The following is a 22945-nucleotide window of genomic DNA, read 5'->3' on the forward strand; positions in this document are numbered from 1 at the left end:
CCGAGTGGCATTCACCCTGATGAAGAATCAGGGCGAATACCGATCAGTTTGAGATTCTAGGGTTGCTGAGCAACATAGAATCTCCCACAGTGGCCCCGCCGTGCACCAACCTAATGCACTTTGACCCGTGATCGGGCATCGCAACCTGTGCAAAAACCATCCAGGCAAGACTGAAAAAACCGGCCAGTAAAAACTCGAAAGCCCCGATTTACGGGGCTTTCGTGCATTTGAGGGATTTTTCTGTTTCCAAATACTAAAACTGGCACGCCGCCTGCAATAACCCTCACAGGTGATTCGATTCACCACCCGTTTCGGGGACCTTGGTACAGGCAGGCCGGGGATTCCCCTCTTTACACCGGGTTCAAACCGCAACGCGGCGAACCCACCCTTTTGGGATCCTTGGTACAGGCAGGCCGGGGGTTCCCTCTTTACACCGGACCGACGCTCTCAGCGAAGTCCACCCCGTTTTGGGAACCCTGGTACAGGCAGGCCGGGGATTCCCGCTTTTATTGCTCCCGGAGATGGATCTCCAGCCGCCAGCGGTCATCGACCTTGCTCCCGGCCCACTCCCCTTGCAGCGGCCGCGCCGCCAGCACCGTCAGCAACAACCCACCGTCACTCACGCGCGTTCGCCAGTTCACGTCCTTGCCGTTGAGCTTGAGCTGACCCTTTTGCGCCTTGCCCTCTGCCTGAAACAACAGGGCCACGGTGCCATCGATGATTTCACCGTGCAGCTTCGGTTCGTTGTTGAACCACACCACCAGGCCGTCACCGGTCACGTCGACCTGCTGCAGCACGCTGGGGTCCGGCGTGGTCAGGCGACCGATCATCAAACCGACCATCACGCCGACAATCGCCAGCGAACCGATCACCCGCGGGAATAGTTTCGAACGCGGGTCGGCTTGCGGCGTAGAATGCGCGTCATCTTTACCTTCGGAGCCGTGCATGTTTCACGTCATCCTTTTTCAACCAGAAATTCCGCCGAACACCGGCAACGTTATCAGGCTGTGCGCCAACAGCGGCTGCCACCTGCATTTGATCGAACCGCTGGGTTTCGAGATGGACGACAAGCGCTTGCGCCGGGCCGGTCTCGACTACCACGAATATGCCACGTTGCAGCGCCACGCCGACCTCGCCAGTTGCCTGGAAAGCCTCGGCAACCCACGGCTGTTCGCGTTCACCACCAAGGGCTCGCGGCCGTTTCACGACGCCGCGTTCGTCCCGGGCGATGCGTTCATCTTCGGCCCGGAAAGCCGTGGCCTGCCGCCGGAAGTGCTCGACGCCCTGCCCGCCGAACAGCGCCTGCGTCTGCCGATGCGTGAAGGCTGCCGCAGCCTGAACCTGTCCAACACCGTGGCGGTGGCCGTGTACGAAGCGTGGCGGCAGAACGACTTCAAATAAGTGCACATAACAAATGTGGGAGCGGGCTTGCTCGCGAAGGCGTCGGATCAGATGACATTGATGTCGCCTGACACTGCGCTTTCGCGAGCAAGCCCGCTCCCACATTGGACTTGCGTCGTCGCTCAGATACTTACTGAACGGTCGGCGTCTCGCCAGCTTCCTGCATGCGCTGCAGTTCTTGTGCGTACAGAGCGTCGAAGTTCACCGGCGCCAGCATCAGGGCCGGGAACGAACCACGGGTCACCAGGCTGTCCAGGGTTTCGCGAGCGTACGGGAACAGGATGTTCGGGCAGAACGCACCCAGAGTATGGCTCATCGAAGCCGCATCGAGGTTCTTGATCAGGAAGATACCGGCCTGTTGCACTTCAGCGATGAAGGCCACTTCGTCGCCGTTTTTCACGGTCACGGACAGGGTCAACACGACTTCGTAGAAATCGCCTTCCAGCTCTTTCTGACGAGTGTTCAGGTCCAAGCCGACGGTCGGGTCCCACTGCTGGCGGAAGATCGCCGGGCTTTTCGGGGCTTCGAAGGACAGATCGCGTACGTAGATGCGCTGCAAGGAGAATTGCGGTGCGGTTTCTTCTTCGCTGGCTGCAGTGTTCTGTTGGTCAGTCATCTCAGATCCTTTCTGATCTTGGGTCTTTTAGGGATTGCTGTACGTGGGTGCAGCCGTTCAGGCCTTGAGCAGCGCGTCGAGCTTGCCGGCGCGCTCCAGGGCATACAAATCATCACAACCGCCGATGTGCTTTTCGCCGATCCAGATCTGCGGCACGGACGTGCGTCCGGCCTTCTGGCTCATGGCAGCACGAATCTGCGGCTTGCCATCGACCTTGATCTCTTCGAAGGCCACACCTTTGTTCACGAGCAATTGCTTGGCTCGCACGCAATAAGGGCAGTAATCGCTGGAGTAGACGATGACTTCGCTCATATCACTTCACCAGCGGCAGGTTGTCGCCTTTCCAGCTGGAAATCCCGCCGGACAGCTTGGCGGCAGTGAAGCCGGACTTCATCAGCTCGCGAGCGTGGGTGCCAGCGGTCTGGCCCAGGGCGTCGACCAGAATGATGGTCTTGGCCTTGTGCTTTTCCAGCTCGCCGGTACGCGCAGCCAGCTTGTCTTGAGGAATGTTGATCGCGCCAACGATATGGCCGGCGGCGTAATCTTTCGCCGGACGGATGTCCACCACCACGCCTGCGTCCTTGTTGACCAGTGCGGTCAGTTCGCCGGTGCTCAGGCTTTTACCGCCGCCCTGCATCGTGTGCGCCAGCAGCAGAGCCAGCAGTACGACGAAGATACCGACAAGAATGTAGTGGTTAGTGGCAAATTCAATCAGGTGAGCAACCATCGAAGGAGGTTCCAGGGCGTTAAAATGTCGGCCAGTATACACAGCCACTATGGTGGGCCAAACCCCGTCCGGCGGTGACGTGGTCGGAACTAAGCATTAAACTCGCCACTCCCTTTTCCATCGCCCTCTTCTTTATTAGCCACGAGTGGATTCCATGACTACCACGCCTAAACCTTTGGTCCTGATGATTCTCGACGGCTTCGGTCACAGTGACAGCCACGAATCCAATGCCGTGTATGCGGCGAAGAAGCCTGTGCTCGATCGTCTGTGGGCCACGGTGCCGAACGGCCTGATCTCGGGCAGCGGCATGGACGTCGGCCTGCCGGACGGCCAGATGGGCAACTCCGAAGTCGGCCACATGAACCTCGGCGCCGGGCGCGTGGTGTATCAGGACTTCACTCGCGTGACCAAAGCGATCCGCGACGGTGAGTTCTTCGACAACCCGACCATCTGCGCTGCCGTGGATAAAGCCGTGGCCGCCGGCAAAGCCGTGCATTTCATGGGTCTGCTGTCCGATGGCGGCGTGCACAGCCACCAGGATCACCTGATCGCCATGGCCGAACTGGCCTTCAAGCGCGGCGCCGAGAAAATCTACCTGCACGCCTTCCTCGACGGTCGCGACACGCCACCGAAAAGCGCCGCGTCGTCAATCGAACTGCTCGACGCGACCTTCCAGGCGCTCGGCAAGGGCCGCATCGCCAGCCTCATCGGTCGCTACTTCGCGATGGACCGTGACAACCGTTGGGACCGCGTATCTCAGGCCTACAACCTGATCGTCGACGGCAACGCCGAATTCAACGCCGCCACCGCTCAGGAAGGCCTCGACGCCGCCTACGCCCGTGGCGAGAGCGACGAATTCGTCAAAGCCACCACCATCGGCGAGCCGGTCAAGGTCGAAGACGGCGACGCCGTGGTGTTCATGAACTTCCGCGCCGATCGTGCCCGCGAGCTGAGCCGAGTATTTGTCGAAGACGATTTCAAGGAATTCGAGCGCGCGCGCCAGCCAAAAGTGCAGTACGTGGGCTTGACCCAATACGCCGCCAGCATTCCAGCCCCTGCAGCCTTTGCTCCGGGCAGCCTGGAAAACGTGCTTGGCGACTACCTGGCAAAAAACGGCAAGACTCAGCTGCGCATCGCCGAAACCGAAAAATACGCGCACGTGACCTTCTTCTTCTCTGGCGGCCGCGAAGAGCCGTTCCCGGGTGAAGAGCGCATCCTGATCCCGTCGCCGAAAGTCGCCACCTACGACCTGCAACCGGAAATGAGTGCACCCGAGGTCACCGACCGCATCGTCGACGCCATCGAGCATCAGCGTTACGACGTGATCGTGGTCAACTACGCCAACGGCGACATGGTCGGCCACAGCGGCGTGTTCGACGCTGCGGTAAAAGCCGTGGAATGCCTGGACACCTGCGTCGGACGCATCGTCGAGGCGCTGGAAAAGGTTGGCGGCGAAGCGTTGATCACCGCCGACCACGGCAACGTCGAAAAAATGGCCGATGAAGAAACCCACCAGGCGCACACCGCGCACACCACCGAGCCGGTGCCGTTCATTTATGTCGGCAAGCGTGACCTCACGGTCCGTGAAGGCGGCGTACTGGCGGACGTGGCACCGACCATGCTGATGCTGTTGGGTCTGGAGAAACCGGCGGAAATGACTGGTACCTCGATTCTGGTCTGAACGAATCCATAAAACGCCGCAAAACCCTGTAGGAGTGAGCCTGCTCGCGATAGCAATCTGACAGTCGACTACTCTGTTGAATGTGAGAACACCATCGCGAGCAGGCTCACTCCTACATTTGTTTATGGTGGCTTCAAAGATTATTTTCAGCTGTATCTCCAGCCAGTTATCACACAAGCCCAATTGGGCGTTTTTTTTGCAGCCTCGGGCGGGCATACTAGGCCGTCCATTACCCTGGTGCCGCCCGCCTCTATGCTCCGCGTCCTGATCGCCCTCGCTCTGACCTGCCTGCTCCAACCGGCCTTCGCTGACGAGCGCGCGCAAACCCAACAGCAGTTGGATGCCACGCGTCAGGACATTGCCGAGCTGAAAAAGCTGCTGGGCAAGCTGCAGGAAGAAAAATCCGGTGTGCAGAAAGAGCTCAAGGGCACCGAAACCGAGATGGGCAAGCTCGAGAAGCAGGTCGACGCCCTGCAGAAAGAGCTGAAGAAAAGCGAATCCGAGCTGCAGCGACTCGATGCGGAGAAAAAAAAACTCCAGAGCGCGCGCACTGAACAGCAGCGACTGATCGCCATCCAGGCCCGCGCGGCCTACCAGAATGGCCGTCAGGAATACCTCAAGCTGCTGCTCAACCAGCAGAATCCCGAGAAATTCGCCCGCACCCTCACCTATTACGATTACCTGAGCCAGGCCCGCCTGGAGCAGTTGAAGAACTTCAACGAAACCCTGCGCCAACTGGCCAATGTCGAAAAAGACATCGCCATGCAGCAGGCGCAATTGCTGGTACAGAAAAGCAGCCTCGACAGCCAGCGCGACGAGCTGGAAAAAGTCCGCAAGGAGCGCCAGCAAGTCCTCGCCAAGCTCAACGATGACGTGAAAGCCCGCGACCAGAAACTGGCCGCCCGCGAGCAGGATCAGGCAGACCTGTCTAAAGTCCTTAAAACCATTGAAGAAACCCTGGCCCGTCAGGCCCGTGAGGCAGAAGAAGCGCGGCAGAAAGCGCTGATCGCCCAGCAGGAAGCGGAAAAAAAGCGTTTGCGTGAGGCGCAGGCTGAAAACAGCGACGCCCCACGAAAAACCGTCAAATCAACCCCCGGCGCGCTGGTGTCCAGCAGCGGTGAGACCTTCGGTGGCCCTTTTGCTGCAACCCGGGGAAAACTTCCGTGGCCGGTTGATGGTCGATTGCTGGCACGCTTCGGCGAAAGCCGTGGCGACGATGCCCGCACCAAGTGGGATGGCGTGATGATCAGCGCCGCTGCCGGCAGCCAAGTGCATGCCGTGCATGGCGGGCGTGTGGTGTTCGCCGACTGGTTGCGTGGCGCCGGGCTGCTGGTGATCCTTGATCACGGCAATGGTTATCTGAGTCTTTACGGTCACAACCAGACACTGCTCAAGTCGGCCGGTGACGTGGTAAAAGCCGGTGAGTCGATCTCCACTGTGGGTAACAGTGGCGGTCAGGACACACCAGCGCTGTATTTCGCAATTCGTCAGCAGGGTCACCCGAGTGATCCGGCGCAATGGTGCCACGCGCAAGGATAAGCGCGTCGCCTAATTCAGGAGTTCGTTCGACATGCTGCATTTGTCCCGCCTTACCTCGCTGGCCCTGACGATCGCCCTGGTGATCGGCGCGCCTCTGGCGTTCGCCGCTCAACCGGCCCCGGCCGTCGCTCCGGCAGGCACTGCCGCGACCGCCAAGGCCCCGTTGCCGCTGGAAGAGTTGCGCACCTTTGCCGAGGTCATGGACCGGATCAAGGCGGCGTATGTCGAGCCGGTGGATGACAAGACCCTGCTGGAAAACGCGATCAAGGGCATGCTCAGCAACCTCGATCCGCACTCCGCGTATCTCGGCCCTGAAGACTTCACCGAACTGCAGGAAAGCACCAGCGGCGAATTCGGCGGCCTGGGCATCGAAGTCGGCTCCGAAGACGGTTTCATCAAGGTCGTCTCGCCGATCGACGACACCCCGGCGTCGAAGGCTGGCATCCAGGCCGGTGACTTCATCGTCAAGATCAACGGTGCGCCAACTCGCGGCCAGACCATGACCGAAGCCGTGGACAAGATGCGCGGCAAGATCGGTCAGAAAATCACCCTGACCCTGGTGCGCGACGGTGGCACGCCGTTCGACGTGACCCTGGCCCGCGCCGTGATTCAGGTGAAGAGCGTCAAGGCGCAGCTGCTGGAATCGGGCTACGGCTACATCCGCATCACCCAGTTCCAGGTCAAGACCGGCGAAGAGGTCTCCAAGGCCCTGGCCAAGCTGCGCAAGGACAACGGCAAAAAGCTCAACGGCATCATCCTCGACCTGCGCAACAACCCGGGCGGCGTGTTGCAGGCGGCAGTGGAAGTGGTCGACCACTTCATCAAGAAAGGCCTGATCGTCTACACCAAAGGCCGGATCGCCAACTCCGAACTGCGCTTCTCCGCCACCGGCAAAGACGAAAGCGAAGCGGTGCCGATGGTCGTGCTGATCAACGGTGGCAGCGCCTCGGCTTCGGAAATCGTCGCCGGCGCCCTGCAGGATCAGAAACGCGCGGTAGTCATGGGCACCACCAGTTTCGGCAAAGGCTCGGTGCAAACCGTGCTGCCGCTGAACAACGACCGCGCGCTGAAGATCACCACGGCACTGTACTTCACGCCGAACGGCCGCTCGATCCAGGCCCAGGGCATCGTCCCGGACATCGAAGTGCGCAAGGCCAAGATCACCAACGAAGCGGACGGCGATTACTTCAAGGAAGCCGACCTGCAAGGTCACTTGGGCAACGGCAACGGCGGCGCAGACAAGCCGACCGGTTCCGGCGCCAAGGCCAAGGCCATGCCGCAGGATGACGATTACCAGTTGGCCCAGGCCCTGAGCCTGCTTAAGGGCTTGAGCATCACGTCCGGCCGTTGAGGATGTCTTTGCGTTTGCTCTTCGTCCTGCTGTGCTGTCTGGCGGGTGCTGCTCACGCAGAACCCGCCAGGACGCCACCGCCAAAAGCCTACCTGACGCTGATCATCGACGACCTGGGGCAGAACCTGCCCCGGGATCGCCGTGTGCTGGCCCTGCCCGGCCCGGTGACCACGGCGATCATGCCCGACACCCCGCACGCCACCGAATTCGCCCGCGAAGCCCATCGCGCCGGCAAGATCGTGATCCTGCACATGCCGATGGATCCGGCCACCGGTCCGTACGCCTGGCACCCCGAACTGCCGCTCGAAGAGCTGCAAAAGCGCCTCGACGCCGCGTTCAAAATGGTCCCTTACACCGCGGGCATCAACAACCACATGGGCAGTCGCATGACCGCCCAGCCGGTGGCGATGGCGTGGCTGATGGGTGAGTTGCAGCGTCGGCACAAGTTCTTCGTCGACAGCCGCACCAGCGCGCAGACCGTGGCGGCGCAGCAAGCACAGAAGATCGATCTGGCGAGTGTTTCGCGCGATGTGTTTCTCGATGACGAACGCACCGAAGCCGCCATTTTCAACCAGCTGCAGACGGCGATCAGCCTGGCCCGCAAGCAGGGCTCGGCAGTGATGATCGGCCACCCTTACCCGCAGACGCTGGCGGTGCTGGAACGTGAATTGCCGAAGCTCAAGGCGCAAGGCATCGAGTGGATCGATATCAAGCAGATGATCAGCGTGCGGAGTAACAAAGCGACAGCTGCACACGGGAAAAATGGAATTTATCGTTAAGCTATCAACTGATTAAATTCTCATAAGCCTCTACGTCCAAAATAAGCAGCAATAACTTATAGAACCGACTCAAACCTAACTGTCTTATTCTGCGCCAGTCTTGCACCCATATATTAGCCAAGGACTGGCCATGAACTTTAAATATATCCACCCAAGCTTTTTATTACTGACTGCCTTCTCACTTCCTGCCTGTTCCAGCCCTGTCGATTACGGCAAGGGCGCTGAAAACTTCTCACCGTCGCAACACCTGACTAACAAAGATGGCGAAAATAACCACTGGATGGGAATCGGCGAGTACAAAAGCCGCGAGCACGGTTCCTGCACCGCCTTCCTGATCGACACAAACAGCTCTCGCCCCTCTGATTCCGCCTATGCATTGACCAGTGCGCACTGCGTGGGCAAGGAAAACGGGGTCATGCGAATGGATGACCCTATCGAAGCCAGCATTACCTTCAACAACTTCATCGATACGACTGCTGCCTCCAGGACTGTGCCTCTGAAGAAAGTAGCCTGGAGCAGTATTCAGGGTGTCGACCTGGCTCTGTTGGAGCTTGGAGTATCACAGGGCGAACTTCTGGCACAGGGCATCACGCCCATGAAACTGACCCGGCAGGCGCCGGCAGAAGATAGCGACATTCTGATTGTGCACAAACCCGTTGGTGCTCCATTACAAATGTCAGCCTGCACCCACATGCCCTCCCCGGCGATTTTCGAAAAGCCCTGGGTTTGGCGGCATACCGTCAGCAACCAATGCAAAGATATTGCTTCCGGAAGCTCGGGGAGTCCGGTCATCGTTCGAGCGACCAACGAGGTCTATGGCGTCCTTGGGACCTTGGCTCACCATCTGACGCCGCTGCCTGGATACGGTCAGATGCCGAGCGGCAGTTACGGCAGTCCCACCTCGGTTTTCAACAACTGCTTTATCGATGGCAAACTCAATACGGATCCGCAGGTGTGCGAATTATTTCCGGCAGCCTCTATCAGACTGCCTGCCCGACTGCCAACGCATGCAAAGATCAGCGTAAACGCTCAGGGCAACTACGTTTATCCAGAATGGAACTTTGAAATAACCGCCAGCACCCGGTTTATCCGGACCAAACGCACGTCGGACCCGGTCGAATGCGAAGTTCCGCAAGACTACAGCCAGCCAATCACCACCGGCACTGCGCCGACTCGATTAAATGTTCCGATGGGACCTGAAACCGGGCCTAGCAACCTTTGCATCATCGCCACAAACAGTACTGAGGACATATTACCCGCAGGCACTTATCGCAATGCCGTCACTGTTCCCACTTATCTGGTTGAGGCGGGCCCGACGCCTGTTCCGACCATAGAGACTTCGTTTAACAAAGAGATAAACAGGGCGCTGATTCTGTGGCCGGAACGCAAGAACGAGGGTCTTGATCGATACGAGGTAAAAGGCGGCCTTGCTGAAAAAGTCAGTTGCGAAGACCCACAGGGTTATAGGCATGTGACCTCCAATTGGCTACGTCCGCAAAGCAACTTCCCCCTCAAACTCTGCGTTTACGCTGTCGACCCCAACAATCAGCGCTCAGAATTGAAGGAATACATCCTGGAATGGGAAGCGCTCGAAAACAGCGCCCCCTGAGCTGATCAGTGACGTCGGCCTTGTGCTTCTGCATCAATAGGCAAAACAGGAGCGCAAGGCTGCCCATGGCAAGGAACGGTTTTTTTGGAAATAACTGGTCACGACGTCATACATAGTTACCGCCAGAGACCGGTTGCGATTACCGATAGTGAGACCTGCAACGGGTCGCGACTCCCTCGAGTCGCCGTTCAACTATCAGGAGTGACCATGACCATTCATGACCAGGCCGCAGCGCCATCCAGGCAAATCGCGCCGATCCGACACGACAATCTGCTGATCCATTTCACCACGGAATTTCACCGGATCTGGGACAGCACCGGCTCACGGGCTAAACCCGCGGCCTTCTGGCGCCCGACTCCGGCGCCGGATGTATTGCCGGGCTATTTCCCGCTCGGCGACGTGTTCGTCGCCGGGCACGACAACATTAACGGCAGCACCGTGGTAGCTGTGGTTTGTGAAGCCGATGCACCCAGTGCAGATCCGGCCAGAGGCCCGGCATTAAGGCGCCCGGAGGATTTCGAACTGATCTGGAAAGATTCCGGCTCAGGCTCAAAGAAAGACGGTGCCGTATGGCGACCGATCGCCCCGCAAGGTTATGTGGCCATGGGCGCGGTCTGCTCCAATGATCACGAAAAACCTTCACTCAACGCGGTTCGCTGTGTACGGGCCGATCTGGTGATCGCCTCGGACGTTGGCGAACTGATCTGGAATGACAGGGGCAGCGGTGCCAGACAGAGTTTCAGCGCCTGGAGCGTCACACCGACGAATGCGCCGCCGGGAGAGATTCATTTCGCACCAGGCACCTTTGTTGGGGCAAGCAGTTTCAACCGGCCAGAGAGCAATGTCGGTGCCTATTCACTACGGATGCAGATCGCGCCACTGATCCAGTCATCGCCACAGCTGCCGATGCTCTTGGCAGCGGATGCCCCCGAAACCAAGGGAGCGGCCACCCTCGCCCAAGTCATCGAGCTGCCATGGTTCGTGGTCAAGGATGACTTGTCGCCAATTGATCAATTGCGCACCACGCCGTTTTATCGCCTGGAAAGAACCGACCAGTACTATCTGGTTGGGAGCGGACACAACACGGGCGAGGAGGCACGGGCTTTCAAGTGGACTGCACAGCGGCTGCAGAATCCGAAAACGTTGCGTCTGTTCACTCAACTTACCGCGATCAGTTTTGTGAACCCGTGGGCAACGAAGGCAGACGCTCCTGCGTCACTCCCATTTTCGGCAAGACTGGACAGCCAGTTCACTCACAGCGAGACGTCAACCAGTGGCTGGCAGACTTCATTTGTTACCCATGTGATCGCGATGGCCGGCAAAGGCAAATTTGTCGCGGTTTATCAGTTGGAGAGTTTCTACGAGCTGCGTCGTGCTGACGGCTCGCAAGCGGGGATCAATCTGGCTTACACCCAGAACGATAACCTGAGTCTGCTGCAGTATCCGCCGCAAGAATGCACCCACGACGCAGCGGACCAGTCGTTACCGACGACTACAGATAGCGCCCCATGATCTCGTCGACAACCCCGTCCTTGCGCATCTGATCCAACGCCGCCTGCAGCCTGGCGACCGTTGCGTCCGACACATCCTTGTTCAGCGCCAGATATAACTCGGCGCTGTTGAAGCGCAACACGGTCTTGAGCCCAGTGACCCCGTCCTGCCGCGCCAGATAACGCCCGGCAGGATCACCCGTGGCCCACAGGTCGATCTGGCCGTTGACCAGTTTTTTCGCGTTGTCCTGATCGCGCAGTACGACCATAGGCTGCAAGCCCTGCTTGGCCAGCGTCTCGGCAATCGCATCGCCTTTGTAGGCACCGATCCTGTATTTGCGCGCATCGTTGAGGGTGTCGAGGGTGATTTTGCTGTCGGCCCTGGCCAACATGATCCAGTCGTCCGGACCGATCGGGCCGACCCATTTGAACAGGTTTTCGCGGTCCGGCAGGCGGGCCATCACGAAGGCACCGTAACCGGGGTTTTCCAGCGCCAGTTTGTAGACGCGCTCCCATGGGAAGCGCAGCGTCAGGCTATAGGTGAGCCCGGCGCGCTTGAACATTTCGCGCACGATGTCGGCGGCAATGCCGTTGATGTTCTCGCCCTTGGCGAAATTCTTGCCGTCTTTCGCCATGTTGTAGGGCGGAAAGTTTTCGGTGAGGAGCACCAGATCGGTGTCGGGACTGTTTTCGGCCCGCGCCGTGCTGAGCAGCAACACAGAGGCACTGGCGAGAACAAGAAGCAGGCGTTTGATCATGTCGGGCTACCGGAATCCATGGCGTGCCCAAGAGTGCCTTGGGTACGCCATGCTGTCCACTGGCCTGTACGGTTTAGCGCATCACGATGCCGCGTTTGGCCATATACGCTTTCGCTTCCTGCACAGTGTATTCGCCGAAGTGGAAAATACTCGCCGCCAGTACCGCGCTGGCGTGGCCTTCAAGGATGCCGTCGGCCAGATGCTGCAGGTTGCCGACGCCGCCGGAAGCGATCACCGGAATGCCCAGCGCATCGCTGATCGCGCGGGTCACGCCGAGGTCGAAGCCGTTTTTCATGCCGTCCTGATCCATGCTGGTCAGCAGGATCTCGCCGGCACCCAGGCCTTCCATCTTCTTCGCCCACTCGACTGCATCGAGGCCGGTTGGCTTGCGCCCGCCGTGGGTGAAGATTTCCCAGCGCGGGGTTTCGCCCGGGCCGGAGACTTTCTTCGCGTCGATGGCGACGACGATGCACTGCGAGCCGAAATGCTGCGCCGCTTCGCCAACAAACTCCGGATTGAACACCGCTGCGGTGTTGATCGAAACCTTGTCCGCACCGGCATTGAGCAGGTTGCGAATGTCCTGCACGGTGCGCACGCCGCCGCCGACGGTCAGCGGGATGAACACCTGGCTGGCCATGCGCTCGACGGTATGCAGTGTGGTGTCGCGACCATCGACGCTGGCGGTGATGTCGAGAAAGGTAATCTCGTCGGCACCCTGCTCGTCATAACGACGGGCGATTTCCACCGGGTCACCGGCATCGCGGATGTTCTCGAACTTCACACCTTTGACGACCCGGCCGTTGTCCACGTCCAGGCAAGGGATGATGCGTTTGGCCAGCGCCATGGTCAGTCCTCAGCCTTGGTACGCATCGCAGAAAGCTTGCGCTTCGGCGACGTCGAGGGTGCCTTCGTAGATCGCCCGGCCAGTGATTGCACCGATGATGCCCGGCGCCTTGGCGTCGAGCAGCGACTTGATGTCACCCAGATTGTGGATACCGCCGGACGCGATCACCGGGATCTTCGTCGCTGCCGCCAGTGCAGCGGTGAACGGTACGTTGCAGCCCTGCATCATGCCGTCTTTGGCGATGTCGGTATAAACGATCGACGATACACCGTCAGCTTCGAACTGCTTGGCCAGATCGATGACCTGCACGGTGCTGATTTCCGCCCAGCCGTCGGTGGCGACGAAACCGTCTTTGGCATCCAGACCAACGATGATCTTGCCCGGGAACGCGCGGCAGGCTTCAGCGACGAACGCCGGATCTTTAACGGCTTTGGTGCCGATGATCACGTAGCTGACGCCCGCCTTGACGTAGTGCTCGATGGTTTCCAGCGAGCGGATACCGCCACCGATCTGGATCGGCAGGTTCGGATAGCGCTTGGCGATTGCGGTGACCACTTCGCCATTGACCGGCTGGCCTTCGAATGCGCCGTTCAGATCGACCAGATGCAGACGACGGCAACCGCCCTCCACCCACTTGGCAGCCATGCTCACCGGGTCCTCGGAGAACACTGTGGAATCTTCCATGCGGCCCTGGCGCAGACGTACGCAGGCACCGTCTTTAAGATCGATAGCGGGAATAATCAGCATCTGGCAAACCTTCAAATTTGAATGTTCAGCTTGGCTCGGAAATCAGTTCTTCTCGAGCGCCCACAGGTCGCTTTCGATGCTTTCAAACCGCTCTTTGAGGTGGGTCTGCACATCGAAAATCGCCCTGTTGTAATAGTGCGGAGCAATTTCGCGGGTAAACAACTCAAGAATTTCCGCCGCCTCGAACGAACCCAGGTCAAGTTCGAACCGATCCTCCATGAACCGCTGGATCTTGCGGTTGGCCTCGTTCTCCTGTTCGGGAGTGAGGGTCAGGATCGGCGGTTTGGACTTCTTGGCAGCCATTTACCAGCGACCGTCCCACGCGGCGAAGTTCTGCAGCAATTGCAGGCCATGGGTATGGCTCTTCTCCGGGTGGAATTGCACGGCGAAACGCGAGCCTTCGGCCAGCGCGGCAGCGAAATCGACCCCGTAATGACCACTACCGACTACCTGCCGCGCATTGGCGGCAGCGATGTAGTAGCTGTGCACGAAGTAGAAGCGCGCCATGTCCGGAATGTCGTGCCACAGCGGGTGACTGACCTTCTGCTGCACTTCGTTCCAGCCCATGTGCGGGACTTTCAGGTGCTCGCCGTCTTCATGCAGGTCTTTGCCGAAGAACTTCACCGCGCCCGGGAACAGGCCGATACAGTCGACACCGTCGTTCTCTTCGCTGCTGTCGAGCAGGGCTTGCATGCCGACGCAGATGCCGAGGAACGGACGATCCTGGCTGACTTCACGCACCAGCGCGTCGAAACCGAGACGACGGATCTCCGCCATGCAATCGCGAATCGCACCAACGCCGGGGAACACCACGCGGTCGGCTTCGCGGATCACGTCGGCATCGCTGGTGATCAGCACCTTGCCGGCGCCGACGTGCTCGAGGGCCTTGGCCACCGAGTGCAGGTTGCCCATGCCGTAGTCGATAACTGCAACCGTCTGCATTACAGGACGCCTTTGGTCGATGGCATTTGCCCGGCCATGCGCTCATCCAGCTCGACGGCCATGCGCAGCGCGCGGCCGAAAGCCTTGAACACGGTTTCGATCTGGTGGTGGGTGTTGGTGCCACGCAGGTTGTCGATGTGCAGGCTGACCAGTGCGTGGTTGACGAAGCCCTGGAAGAATTCCTGGAACAGGTCGACGTCGAAGCCGCCCACGGTGGCGCGGGTGTAGGGCACGTGCATCTGCAGGCCTGGACGGCCGGAGAAGTCGATCACTACGCGCGACAGCGCTTCATCGAGCGGCACGTAAGCATGACCGTAGCGACGGATGCCTTTCTTGTCGCCGATGGCTTTGGCGAAGGCCTGGCCGAGGGTGATACCGACGTCTTCCACGGTATGGTGGTCGTCGATATGCAGATCGCCCTTGCATTCAATATCCAGGTCGATCAACCCGTGACGGGCGATCTGATCCAGCATGTGCTCAAGAAAAGGAACACCGATATCGAATCGGGCCTTTCCGGTGCCATCAAGGTTGATCGAGGCTTTGATCTGGGTTTCCAGAGTGTCGCGCTCGACAGACGCCTTACGTTCGGCCATCACCAGCTCCGCAAAATCATTGGGCGAAAAAGGCAGCCATTATAGGCACGCGGGGCCGAAACAGAAACACGCGACGTGAGATGGCTGACGGATAGAACGCCCGGCTGTCGCGGGTAGACATGTCCATACAAGCCATTACAGGCACCCCAAAACAACTGTAGGAGTGAGCCTGCTCGCGATGAGGGCCTCACAGTCAACATTTCTGTCGACTGTCAGACCGCTATCGCGAGCAGGGCTCACTCCTACAGGGGTATTACGTTTTTACTTAGTGAAACAGTACCGCCGTCTTCTGCAGGGTCACCCACACGCCCCACGCCAACGGAATACCCACCGCCAGCCATGCAGCAATTGCCAGCGGCTTGCTGCCCGGTGCGGCTTTCCACTCCAGTACGGTGCTGGCATCAGCCCCTTTGTCGTGGCCCAGCGCCTGTTCGGCGGCCAGTTCGGCGTCGGTCATGAAGTACTTGTCGGCCACCGGACGCACCAGCAGGTTGCACAGGAAACCCAGCACCAGCAGGCCGGCGAGGATGTACAGGGTGATGTCGTAAGCGGCAGCGCGTTCAACGCCGATGCTCAACTGATACTCACGCAGGTAGTTCACCAGCACCGGGCCGAGCACGCCGGCGGCGGCCCAGGCAGTCAGCAGACGACCGTGGATTGCACCGACCATTTGCGTGCCGAACAGGTCGGCCAGATACGCTGGAACGGTCGCAAAACCACCGCCGTACATCGACAGGATGATGCAGAACGCCGCCACGAACAGCGCAACGTTGCCCAGATGACCCATGTTCGGGATCAGCGCGTACAGGGCAAAACCGAGGGCGAAGAACACGAAGTAAGTGTTTTTGCGACCCAGGTAGTCCGAGAACGAAGCCCAGAAGAAGCGGCCACCGATGTTGAACAGGCTCAGCAGACCGGTGAAGCCGGCAGCGATCGCGGCGATCGAAGCCAGTTGCCCGGCATCCAGTTGACCGAACGGCACGTCAACGCCCAGCAACTTGCCGCCGAACACTTCCTGCAGCAGTGGCGAAGCCATGCCGAGAATGCCGATACCGGCGGATACGTTCAGGCACAGCACCAGCCACACCAGACGGAACTGCGGGGTTTTCCACGCCACATTCACGTGCACGTGACGGTGGGTGATCATCGCGTTCGAAGCTTTCTTCGCTGGAGCGGTCCAGCCTTCAGGCTTCCAGCCGGTTGGCGGCACGCGGTAAGCCAGGGCGCCACCGATCATGAACACGAAGTAGATCGCAGCCATGGCCACGAAGCTTTGCCAGACGCCGACACCGGCAGGCGAAGCGAAGTGGCTCATCAGCGCAGTGGCCAACGGTGCACCGACCATCGCGCCGCCACCGAAGCCCATGATCGCCATGCCGGTCGCCATGCCGCGCTTGTCCGGGAACCACTTGATCAGGGTCGAGACCGGCGAAATGTAGCCCAGGCCCAGACCGATACCGCCGATCACCCCGGAGCCGATCCACATCAGCCAGATCTGGTGGGTGTAGATACCCAGTGCAGAGATCAGCAGACCGCCGCACCAGCACAGTGCCGATACCACACCGGCCTTGCGTGGCCCGGCGTGTTCCAGCCAGCCACCCCAGATCGCTGCCGAGCAACCGAGGAAGATGAAGAACAGGGTGTAGATCCAGCCGAGCATGGAGATCGGCCAGTCGCATTGCGAAGAGAAGACCTGAGCGATGAAGCTCATGTCCGGCGCGCAAGCCAAAGGCGCGGTGACGCCCAGCGCCTTGGACAGCGGCAACCAGAACACCGAGAAGCCGTAGGCCATGCCGATGCACAGGTGGATGGCCAGAGCGGCCGGTGGAACCAGCCAACGGTTGAAACCGGGCTTGGCGATGATGCGTTCCTTGGACAGGAACGCAGGCTGGTCGGCGCGCAGGCCGTCCGCCGTGATGCGCGTGCTCATTGTGTATCCCCCAATTATTAGTATGGTTCGCCAGCCACTGCTCACCCTCGGCCTTTATGCACGCAGGCATGACCGTTTTTTCAGGTGAAGCTCCTTGAAGGCGCGACGTTAAGTCGCAGAAGGACGGACGAACCGGCGAAGGTTACCATTTGCACGTGACAGAAAAACCAAACTGATATCACCTTTTTCGTGTCATCTGATCTCGCCCCCTCAGGAAAAAGCCATGCCGATCGTTGTCCAAGCGCTGAACGATGCCAGTTATCAGGATCAACAGGATTTGCAGAAGATCTATCGTGACGCTCCGCAGTGGCTGTTCGCGCCGTATTCCGGTGACGCCCAGTTGATCGAAAGCAGCCTGGCGGACGGGTCTTTGATTACAGGACGTTTCAACGACCGACTGCTCGGTGCGGCGCGCCTGACAAGGCACGACAGGATTTGGTACTTGTCACATTTGTGTGTACGAAAAGTCACCCGGCGCCGTGGGGTAGCCGAGCGATTGGTGAACCAAGCGCAGAAAATGGCGTCGCAAGCGGGTGCCCAACTGCGCCTGCTGGCACCGGCCGGGCACCTTGAAATCCAGGCGCTGGCCGCCAAATTGCAATTGCCGCTGGACGTCATCGCGACATGACAGCGCCCCGAACCGGGCGGATGCAGCGCTATACTCCCCGGCTAATTTACGAATTCGACTAACTACAAGGACTCGCCCATGAAAGCGTTCGGCAAAATCCTGGGTCTGGTACTTCTCGGGCTGTTGCTGATCATTGTGGCGGCGGGCTTCGCCCTGACCCACCTGTTTGATCCCAACGACTACAAAGACGAGATCCGCCAGATAGCCCGCGACAAGGCCCACATCGAGCTGACGCTCAATGGCGATATCGGCTGGAGCCTGTTCCCGTGGCTCGGCCTGGAACTGCATGAGGCCAGCATCGCCACCCTGATCAACCCGACCGAACCGTATGCCGACCTGCAGATGCTCGGCCTGTCCGTGCGCGTGCTGCCGCTGTTGCGCCGCGAAGTGCAGATGAGCGATGTGCGCGTCGAAGGCCTGAACCTGCGCCTGAAACGCGACAAAAACGGCCACGGCAACTGGGAAGACATCGGCAAGCTGCCACCTCCCGCCACGCCTGCCGGCAGCCCGACGCCTGCCAGCCCGCCTGTTGCAGAGGCCCCCGTCCAGCCGGAAAAACCGCCGCAGCCGATCCGCCTCGACATCGACAGCCTGACCGTCAACAACGCCCGTGTTGAATACACCGACGAGCAGACCGGCAAGCAGTACAGCGCCGAAAGCATCCAGCTGAGCACCGGTGCAGTACACGACTCGACCAACATTCCGCTGAAAGCCACGGCGTTCCTCAGCACCAATCAGCCTGTGCTGCGGGTGCGCACCGAGCTCAACGGCGAGCTGCGCATCGAACGCGCCCTGCAACGTTACAAGTTCGAAGACATGAAACTGTCCGGCGAACTGACCGGCGACCCACTACAGGGCAAGGCCATGACCTTCTCCGCCCAAGGCCAGATTTCCCTGGACAAGGCGGCGAACGTCGCCGAATGGACCGGTATCAAGATCTCCGCCAACCAGTTGCGTGCCCTCGGTGAGCTGAAAGCCAACGACCTCGACAAGACCCCGCAGATCACTGGCGGAATCTCGATCGCCCAGTTCGATCTGGCGAAATTTGTCGACAGCATCGGCCAGACGTTGCCAGCCATGGCGCCCGGCAGCCTGAGCAAGGTCGAACTGGTCAGCCGCGTGGCCGCCACGCCAACCAGCGTGGCCTTCGACAACATCAACCTGAAACTCGACGACAGCAGCTTCAGCGGGCGCATTGCCGTGGAAGATTTCGCCAAGCAGTCGCTGCGCGCGATCCTCAAGGCTGACACGTTCGACGTCGACCGCTACCTGCCGCCGAAATCGGAAAAAGCCAAAAACGCCACGCAAGTGCGTCAGGCCGAAGTCGCCAGCACCGAAGCCGATGCCATGGCCGGCGCCGGCAGCACACCGTTGCCGGACAAACCAAGCAAAAGCGCCTGGAGCACCGAGCGTCTGCTGCCGGTCGAGCGTCTGGCCAAACTCGACGTCGATGCCGACCTGACCTTCGGCCAGCTGACCCTCGACAAACTGCCGATCCAGAACGCCGCGCTCAAAGCCACTGGCCAGGGCGGCCTGCTGACTCTGGAAAACCTGCGCGGCGGCCTGTACAACGGCGATTTCGAAGCCAAGGGCACCCTCGACGTACGCCCGAGTGCGCCGGTGCTGAACCTGCAAACCAGGATCAACCGCGTACCGGCCGAGAAAATCCTCGAAAGCCAAGGCAAGAATCCGCCGGTCAAAGGCCTGGTCACACTGACCAGCAGCCTCACCGGCAGCGGCAACAGCCAGCAGGCGCTGATCGAAACCCTCAACGGCAACGCCAGTTTCGTGATCAACAACGGTGTGCTGCTCAACGCCAACCTTGAACAGCAACTGTGCAAAGGCATCGCCACCCTCAACCGCAAAACCCTCAGCGGCGAGCCACGGGGCAAGGACACGCCGTTCCAGGAACTCAAGGGCAACCTGACCTTCCGCAACGGTATCGCCAGCAACCCGGACCTGAAAGTGCGCATCCCCGGCATGACCGTCAACGGCGATGGCGACATCGACCTGCGGGTGCTGGGCATGGATTACCGCGTCGGCATCATCGTCGAAGGCGACACCAGCGCCATGCCGGATCCGGCCTGTCAGGTCGGCGAGAAATTCGTCGGCATCGAGTGGCCGCTGCGCTGCCGCGGCCCATTGGAACTGGGCGCCAAGGCCTGCCGTGTGGACAACGAACGCCTCGGCCAGGTCGCGACCAAAATGGCCGGTGACAAACTCAGCGAGAAGATCGATGAAAAACTTGGCGACAAGGTCAGCCCGGAATTGAAAAACGCATTGAAGGGGCTGTTCAAGCGATGACAGCGGAGCAGTTTTCCACGGCGGTGCTGGAATGGTTCGACCGCCACGGCCGCCACGATTTGCCTTGGCAGCAAGACATCAATCCGTATCGGGTGTGGGTGTCGGAGATCATGTTGCAGCAGACCCAGGTCAGCACCGTGCTCAATTACTTCGACCGCTTCATGGCCGCGCTGCCAACGGTGCAAGCGCTGGCCGAAGCGCCGGAGGACGAAGTGCTGCACCTGTGGACCGGGCTCGGTTACTACACCCGCGCGCGCAATCTGCAAAAAACCGCGAAGATCGTCGTCAGCCAGTACGGCGGCGAATTTCCGCGGGACGTCGAAAAGCTGACGGATCTGCCGGGGATCGGCCTGTCCACCGCCGGGGCTATCGCCAGCATCAGCATGGGCCTGCGCGCGCCGATCCTCGATGGCAACGTCAAACGCGTTCTGGCGCGTTTTACCGCGCAGGAGGGTTACCCGGGGGAACCGAAGGTCGCCAAACAGCTGTGGGCCAATGCAGAGCGTTTTACGCCGCACGATCGGGTCAACGCCTACACCCAGGCGATGATGGATCTCGGCGCCACGTTGTGTACGCGCAGCAAACCGAGCTGCCTGCTGTGTCCGCTGGAAAAGGGCTGCGAGGCGCACATGCTCGGGCTGGAGACACGCTACCCGATCCCCAAACCGCGCAAGGCCATCCCGCAGAAACGCACGCTGATGCCGATGCTCGCCAACGAAGAAGGCGCGATTCTGCTTTATCGCCGCCCGTCCTCGGGATTGTGGGGCGGCTTATGGAGCCTGCCGGAACTCGACGACCTCGACGACCTGCAACATCTGGCCGATCAGCACTCGCTGACCATGGGCGAGCAGCAGGCGCTGCCAAGCCTCGTTCACACCTTCAGCCATTTCCAGCTGTCCATCGAACCCTGGCTGGTTCAGGTACAGGAAGCCAGCCATCACGTGGCCGAGGCCGACTGGCTCTGGTATAACCTCGCCACCCCGCCGCGCCTGGGCCTTGCCGCCCCGGTCAAAACCTTGCTCGAACGCGCGGCCGCCGTATTGAACGCAGGAGAGTCGTCATGACCCGCACCATCATGTGCCGCAAGTACAAAGAAGAACTGCCCGCGCTGGAACGCGCTCCTTTCCCGGGCGCCAAAGGTCAGGATATTTTTGACCACGTCTCGGCCAAAGCCTGGGCTGACTGGCAGAAACACCAGACCCTGCTGATCAACGAAAAGCGCCTGAACATGATGAACGCCGAAGACCGCAAATATCTGCAGGGCGAAATGGACAAGTACTTCTCCGGCGAGGATTACGCCAAGGCGGAAGGCTACGTTCCGCCTGCGGAGTAAACCCGCCAAATCGGGGGGCGGATCGTAAGCGACGGAATTAATTTAAGAAATTTTAAAAAAGTCGTTGACGTAAATCCGAAAAACCCTTTTAATGCGCCCCGTTGCCCAGATAGCTCAGTCGGTAGAGCAGGGGATTGAAAATCCCCGTGTCGGCGGTTCGATTCCGTCTCTGGGCACCAAATACCGAAAACCCTGAATCGCAAGATTCAGGGTTTTTTTATGCCTGCGATTTGATGGCGGCTCAATCCAGTCTTTTTTCTAGGCTGCGCAAATGCGCTACGGGTTTCGAACAAAGGCGATCCGCGCTACTTTGGCCGCACCTTATGGAAGAGGGTCATCCGCCCGATGAACCAGAAAAGAACCCGCATCCCCCTGCCCCATCCGCCACCCTATCGCCAGAGTCGCATTGCATTCTGGCTGACGGTACTGGTCGGCGTATTGATCGCCTTCCTCATCGCCGCGTCGACTTATCTGATCATCCACAGCTTGATCAGCGGCTCCATCACCACATGGAACCGCTCCGGTCCACGCCACACCTACACCCTTGCGCTGCAACCGCGAATGTTCTGGTTCGAGATCGTGTCGCAATGCATCGGCACCGTATTCCTGATAGCCGTCGGCTGGATCGGACTATGGATTCACCGAATGGCGCAAGAACCCACTGACAAGCAGAAGGGCAAGCGTACGCGGGGGTAAATGACGGTTGGCCCTCAGAGGGTGTTGACGTAGTCGACCGGCAACAAAACCGTGTCGAGCGCAGCGTCTACCGGCAGCGATACCACGGTAATCACCGGGCAAACGATCATCATGTAGCAGATGACCGCGGAGGGCATGCCGTCTCCCCCTCTCACGCCAAGCAAGTGCAGGTTGCCATCGACACCTTTGTAGTACGGCTCTGCAGAATCACCGTTCAGGCGCCCCATCATCGTTCCACAACCAGCCAACAGCAAAACCAGGCTCACCGCTGAGCCAATACGCACAATCCCTTTCAAACCAGCACTTCCTTGCATCACAGAAACATAAGGCGCGGGATTGTACCCGCGCCTCGACTTTCAATTGAACCCAACACTATCCAGCGTCATTCCAGTGGAACACCAGATTGCGGGCAGCGCCGCTGCCAATGTCTGTCTTATCGCGCCGTGTTTCGCCATTGCGCGTGGCGACCACCGTGTACTCACCGGGTGGTAGTTGCACGTAAACCAGCGGACCCGTTTGGGTGAGAGTCAGTACGGTTTGCCCCGGTGACTTTTGAATCATCACATCGACATCAGCGGTGTACTGGTCTTGCGCCCCCACCGCGAACGTCATGTGCAGGTTGTAACCGGTGGATTGTTGAATGGCTTTTGCCTCATCAACGCCAATCCCGCCGGACAAGTAGTTGATGCCGTTTTGCTGCTGTTGTTGAGCCTGTACGCCTGCGCTGTCGACGGGCTCAAGGCTGGCCGCCTGCAGCATCGCCGGAAAAGCCAATACAGCGACCGCAGCGACTGGCAGCATGAATGAAAGAATGCGCTTCATAATCTCTACTCCCGGACTCTTTTAGAGCCCAACCGTGACTCCTTATTTGATCCAGCCAGGGAAGCACGCGTTTTAGATTGATTGGAACTTGGCCTGTGTACGAAATGGACTACAGACCATCACTCACTGAAACACCTTTTGCCGGCAACGTCCTG

25 protein-coding genes and 1 tRNA gene are annotated in these 22945 nt (G+C 59.7%); 13 read left to right on the forward strand and 13 right to left on the reverse strand.

Annotated features, from left to right (window positions below):
* Positions 1–506 precede the first annotated feature (506 nt).
* A complete protein-coding gene (locus J1G18_RS24030; RefSeq protein WP_098966760.1) occupies positions 507–947 on the reverse strand; it encodes a hypothetical protein in 441 nt (146 codons plus the stop codon).
* Here J1G18_RS24030 and J1G18_RS24035 point away from each other — a divergent pair.
* Positions 946–1401 (forward strand): tRNA (cytidine(34)-2'-O)-methyltransferase, encoded by a 456-nt coding sequence (locus J1G18_RS24035; protein WP_003220777.1) that lies wholly within the window; start codon positions 946–948, stop codon positions 1399–1401. The two genes, J1G18_RS24030 and J1G18_RS24035, sit on opposite strands and share 2 nt — an antisense overlap.
* Before the next feature lie 130 nt (positions 1402–1531).
* On the opposite strand, the gene secB is transcribed toward J1G18_RS24035, so the two are convergent.
* Genes secB through J1G18_RS24050 form a run of 3 tightly spaced genes read right to left on the reverse strand, consistent with a single transcriptional unit; the run spans position 1532 to position 2744 of the window.
* Positions 1532–2017 carry a protein-export chaperone SecB gene (secB, locus tag J1G18_RS24040; RefSeq protein WP_027611264.1) on the reverse strand — a complete coding sequence of 162 codons (486 nt, stop codon included), beginning with the start codon at positions 2015–2017 and terminating at the stop codon, positions 1532–1534.
* A gap of 57 nt (positions 2018–2074) precedes the next feature.
* Positions 2075–2329 (reverse strand): glutaredoxin 3, encoded by a 255-nt coding sequence (gene grxC / locus J1G18_RS24045; RefSeq protein WP_098966759.1) that lies wholly within the window; start codon positions 2327–2329, stop codon positions 2075–2077.
* 1 nt (position 2330) lies between these two features.
* Entirely contained in the window at positions 2331–2744 is a 414-nt protein-coding gene (locus J1G18_RS24050) for a rhodanese-like domain-containing protein (RefSeq protein WP_007961724.1), read from the reverse strand.
* A gap of 154 nt (positions 2745–2898) precedes the next feature.
* Between J1G18_RS24050 and gpmI the strand changes: the two genes are divergently transcribed.
* The 6 genes from gpmI (at position 2899) to J1G18_RS24080 (ending at position 11215) form a co-directional block, all read left to right on the forward strand.
* Positions 2899–4425, forward strand: coding sequence for a 2,3-bisphosphoglycerate-independent phosphoglycerate mutase (gene gpmI, locus J1G18_RS24055; RefSeq protein ID WP_098966757.1), 1527 nt, complete (start codon positions 2899–2901; stop codon positions 4423–4425).
* A gap of 252 nt (positions 4426–4677) precedes the next feature.
* Positions 4678–5964 carry a murein hydrolase activator EnvC family protein gene (locus J1G18_RS24060; RefSeq protein ID WP_134785220.1) on the forward strand — a complete coding sequence of 429 codons (1287 nt, stop codon included), beginning with the start codon at positions 4678–4680 and terminating at the stop codon, positions 5962–5964.
* A gap of 31 nt (positions 5965–5995) precedes the next feature.
* Entirely contained in the window at positions 5996–7315 is a 1320-nt protein-coding gene (locus tag J1G18_RS24065) for a S41 family peptidase (protein ID WP_047600888.1), read from the forward strand.
* 2 nt (positions 7316–7317) lie between these two features.
* The gene (locus J1G18_RS24070; protein ID WP_098966753.1) at positions 7318–8094 is read left to right on the forward strand and encodes a divergent polysaccharide deacetylase family protein; all 777 of its coding nucleotides are present in this window, start codon (positions 7318–7320) and stop codon (positions 8092–8094) included.
* Positions 8095–8224: 130 nt separating this feature from the next.
* Positions 8225–9703, forward strand: coding sequence for a serine protease (locus tag J1G18_RS24075; protein ID WP_223008799.1), 1479 nt, complete (start codon positions 8225–8227; stop codon positions 9701–9703).
* 207 nt (positions 9704–9910) lie between these two features.
* Positions 9911–11215, forward strand: a complete 1305-nt coding sequence (locus tag J1G18_RS24080) for a Vps62-related protein (RefSeq protein WP_223008801.1) — start codon at positions 9911–9913, stop codon at positions 11213–11215.
* Here the strand turns inward: J1G18_RS24080 and J1G18_RS24085 are convergent.
* The 7 genes from J1G18_RS24085 to J1G18_RS24115 form a co-directional block, all read right to left on the reverse strand.
* Positions 11196–11951 carry a substrate-binding periplasmic protein gene (locus J1G18_RS24085; protein ID WP_223008804.1) on the reverse strand — a complete coding sequence of 252 codons (756 nt, stop codon included), beginning with the start codon at positions 11949–11951 and terminating at the stop codon, positions 11196–11198. The genes J1G18_RS24080 and J1G18_RS24085 overlap by 20 nt on opposite strands.
* A 73-nt stretch (positions 11952–12024) precedes the next feature.
* A complete protein-coding gene (hisF, locus tag J1G18_RS24090) occupies positions 12025–12795 on the reverse strand; it encodes an imidazole glycerol phosphate synthase subunit HisF (RefSeq protein WP_007909211.1) in 771 nt (256 codons plus the stop codon).
* Positions 12796–12804: 9 nt separating this feature from the next.
* Positions 12805–13542, reverse strand: a complete 738-nt coding sequence (hisA, locus tag J1G18_RS24095) for a 1-(5-phosphoribosyl)-5-[(5-phosphoribosylamino)methylideneamino]imidazole-4-carboxamide isomerase (RefSeq protein ID WP_096796693.1) — start codon at positions 13540–13542, stop codon at positions 12805–12807.
* 42 nt (positions 13543–13584) lie between these two features.
* Positions 13585–13845, reverse strand: a complete 261-nt coding sequence (locus J1G18_RS24100) for a DUF2164 domain-containing protein (RefSeq protein WP_003220751.1) — start codon at positions 13843–13845, stop codon at positions 13585–13587.
* Complete coding sequence (gene hisH, locus J1G18_RS24105; protein WP_027611254.1) at positions 13846–14484, reverse strand: imidazole glycerol phosphate synthase subunit HisH; 639 nt, start codon at positions 14482–14484, stop codon at positions 13846–13848. It abuts the gene before it with no gap.
* Positions 14484–15077, reverse strand: a complete 594-nt coding sequence (hisB, locus tag J1G18_RS24110; RefSeq protein ID WP_007909204.1) for an imidazoleglycerol-phosphate dehydratase HisB — start codon at positions 15075–15077, stop codon at positions 14484–14486. Before hisB ends, hisH begins: the two co-directional genes overlap by 1 nt.
* A 265-nt stretch (positions 15078–15342) precedes the next feature.
* On the reverse strand, positions 15343–17007 hold the full coding sequence (locus J1G18_RS24115) for an OFA family MFS transporter (RefSeq protein ID WP_223008806.1): 1665 nt from the start codon (positions 17005–17007) through the stop codon (positions 15343–15345).
* Positions 17008–17230: 223 nt separating this feature from the next.
* On the opposite strand from J1G18_RS24115, the gene J1G18_RS24120 reads away from it, so the two are divergent.
* The 6 genes from J1G18_RS24120 to J1G18_RS24145 all read left to right on the forward strand — a co-directional run bounded on the left by J1G18_RS24120 (position 17231) and on the right by J1G18_RS24145 (position 21968).
* Positions 17231–17635, forward strand: a complete 405-nt coding sequence (locus J1G18_RS24120) for an acetyl-CoA sensor PanZ family protein (RefSeq protein WP_223008808.1) — start codon at positions 17231–17233, stop codon at positions 17633–17635.
* 78 nt (positions 17636–17713) lie between these two features.
* Positions 17714–19939: an AsmA family protein gene (locus J1G18_RS24125; protein ID WP_223008810.1), complete on the forward strand. Its 2226-nt coding sequence runs from the start codon at positions 17714–17716 to the stop codon at positions 19937–19939.
* Entirely contained in the window at positions 19936–21003 is a 1068-nt protein-coding gene (gene mutY, locus J1G18_RS24130) for an A/G-specific adenine glycosylase (protein WP_210556809.1), read from the forward strand. The genes J1G18_RS24125 and mutY overlap by 4 nt, the downstream gene beginning before the upstream one ends.
* Entirely contained in the window at positions 21000–21272 is a 273-nt protein-coding gene (locus J1G18_RS24135; protein WP_003220737.1) for an oxidative damage protection protein, read from the forward strand. The genes mutY and J1G18_RS24135 overlap by 4 nt, the downstream gene beginning before the upstream one ends.
* Before the next feature lie 103 nt (positions 21273–21375).
* Positions 21376–21451, forward strand: a tRNA-Phe gene (locus J1G18_RS24140).
* Positions 21452–21617: 166 nt separating this feature from the next.
* Positions 21618–21968 carry a hypothetical protein gene (locus tag J1G18_RS24145; RefSeq protein WP_098966739.1) on the forward strand — a complete coding sequence of 117 codons (351 nt, stop codon included), beginning with the start codon at positions 21618–21620 and terminating at the stop codon, positions 21966–21968.
* Between the two features lie 14 nt (positions 21969–21982).
* Here J1G18_RS24145 and J1G18_RS24150 read toward each other — a convergent pair whose 3' ends face one another.
* Positions 21983–22264, reverse strand: a complete 282-nt coding sequence (locus J1G18_RS24150) for a YceK/YidQ family lipoprotein (protein ID WP_098966737.1) — start codon at positions 22262–22264, stop codon at positions 21983–21985.
* Positions 22265–22340: 76 nt separating this feature from the next.
* Entirely contained in the window at positions 22341–22790 is a 450-nt protein-coding gene (locus J1G18_RS24155) for a hypothetical protein (RefSeq protein ID WP_098966736.1), read from the reverse strand.
* Positions 22791–22945: the final 155 nt, after the last annotated feature.

The sequence above is a fragment of the Pseudomonas sp. MIS38 genome, from assembly GCF_019891575.1.
Lineage (GTDB): Bacteria > Pseudomonadota > Gammaproteobacteria > Pseudomonadales > Pseudomonadaceae > Aquipseudomonas > Aquipseudomonas putida_A.

Coding starts and splice junctions, on each gene's coding strand:
- hisB (WP_007909204.1), bottom strand. CDS start 15,077: ATGGCCGAACGTAAGGCGTCTGTCGAGCGCGACACTCTGGAAACCCAG.
- J1G18_RS24100 (WP_003220751.1), bottom strand. CDS start 13,845: ATGGCTGCCAAGAAGTCCAAACCGCCGATCCTGACCCTCACTCCCGAA.
- mutY (WP_210556809.1), top strand. CDS start 19,936: ATGACAGCGGAGCAGTTTTCCACGGCGGTGCTGGAATGGTTCGACCGC.
- grxC (WP_098966759.1), bottom strand. CDS start 2,329: ATGAGCGAAGTCATCGTCTACTCCAGCGATTACTGCCCTTATTGCGTG.
- J1G18_RS24155 (WP_098966736.1), bottom strand. CDS start 22,790: ATGAAGCGCATTCTTTCATTCATGCTGCCAGTCGCTGCGGTCGCTGTA.
- J1G18_RS24145 (WP_098966739.1), top strand. CDS start 21,618: ATGAACCAGAAAAGAACCCGCATCCCCCTGCCCCATCCGCCACCCTAT.
- J1G18_RS24120 (WP_223008808.1), top strand. CDS start 17,231: ATGCCGATCGTTGTCCAAGCGCTGAACGATGCCAGTTATCAGGATCAA.
- J1G18_RS24030 (WP_098966760.1), bottom strand. CDS start 947: ATGCACGGCTCCGAAGGTAAAGATGACGCGCATTCTACGCCGCAAGCC.
- J1G18_RS24135 (WP_003220737.1), top strand. CDS start 21,000: ATGACCCGCACCATCATGTGCCGCAAGTACAAAGAAGAACTGCCCGCG.
- J1G18_RS24115 (WP_223008806.1), bottom strand. CDS start 17,007: ATGAGCACGCGCATCACGGCGGACGGCCTGCGCGCCGACCAGCCTGCG.
- J1G18_RS24035 (WP_003220777.1), top strand. CDS start 946: ATGTTTCACGTCATCCTTTTTCAACCAGAAATTCCGCCGAACACCGGC.
- gpmI (WP_098966757.1), top strand. CDS start 2,899: ATGACTACCACGCCTAAACCTTTGGTCCTGATGATTCTCGACGGCTTC.
- J1G18_RS24080 (WP_223008801.1), top strand. CDS start 9,911: ATGACCATTCATGACCAGGCCGCAGCGCCATCCAGGCAAATCGCGCCG.
- hisF (WP_007909211.1), bottom strand. CDS start 12,795: ATGGCGCTGGCCAAACGCATCATCCCTTGCCTGGACGTGGACAACGGC.
- J1G18_RS24050 (WP_007961724.1), bottom strand. CDS start 2,744: ATGGTTGCTCACCTGATTGAATTTGCCACTAACCACTACATTCTTGTC.
- J1G18_RS24075 (WP_223008799.1), top strand. CDS start 8,225: ATGAACTTTAAATATATCCACCCAAGCTTTTTATTACTGACTGCCTTC.
- hisH (WP_027611254.1), bottom strand. CDS start 14,484: ATGCAGACGGTTGCAGTTATCGACTACGGCATGGGCAACCTGCACTCG.
- J1G18_RS24060 (WP_134785220.1), top strand. CDS start 4,678: ATGCTCCGCGTCCTGATCGCCCTCGCTCTGACCTGCCTGCTCCAACCG.
- J1G18_RS24125 (WP_223008810.1), top strand. CDS start 17,714: ATGAAAGCGTTCGGCAAAATCCTGGGTCTGGTACTTCTCGGGCTGTTG.
- J1G18_RS24065 (WP_047600888.1), top strand. CDS start 5,996: ATGCTGCATTTGTCCCGCCTTACCTCGCTGGCCCTGACGATCGCCCTG.
- J1G18_RS24070 (WP_098966753.1), top strand. CDS start 7,318: ATGTCTTTGCGTTTGCTCTTCGTCCTGCTGTGCTGTCTGGCGGGTGCT.
- J1G18_RS24085 (WP_223008804.1), bottom strand. CDS start 11,951: ATGATCAAACGCCTGCTTCTTGTTCTCGCCAGTGCCTCTGTGTTGCTG.
- secB (WP_027611264.1), bottom strand. CDS start 2,017: ATGACTGACCAACAGAACACTGCAGCCAGCGAAGAAGAAACCGCACCG.
- hisA (WP_096796693.1), bottom strand. CDS start 13,542: ATGCTGATTATTCCCGCTATCGATCTTAAAGACGGTGCCTGCGTACGT.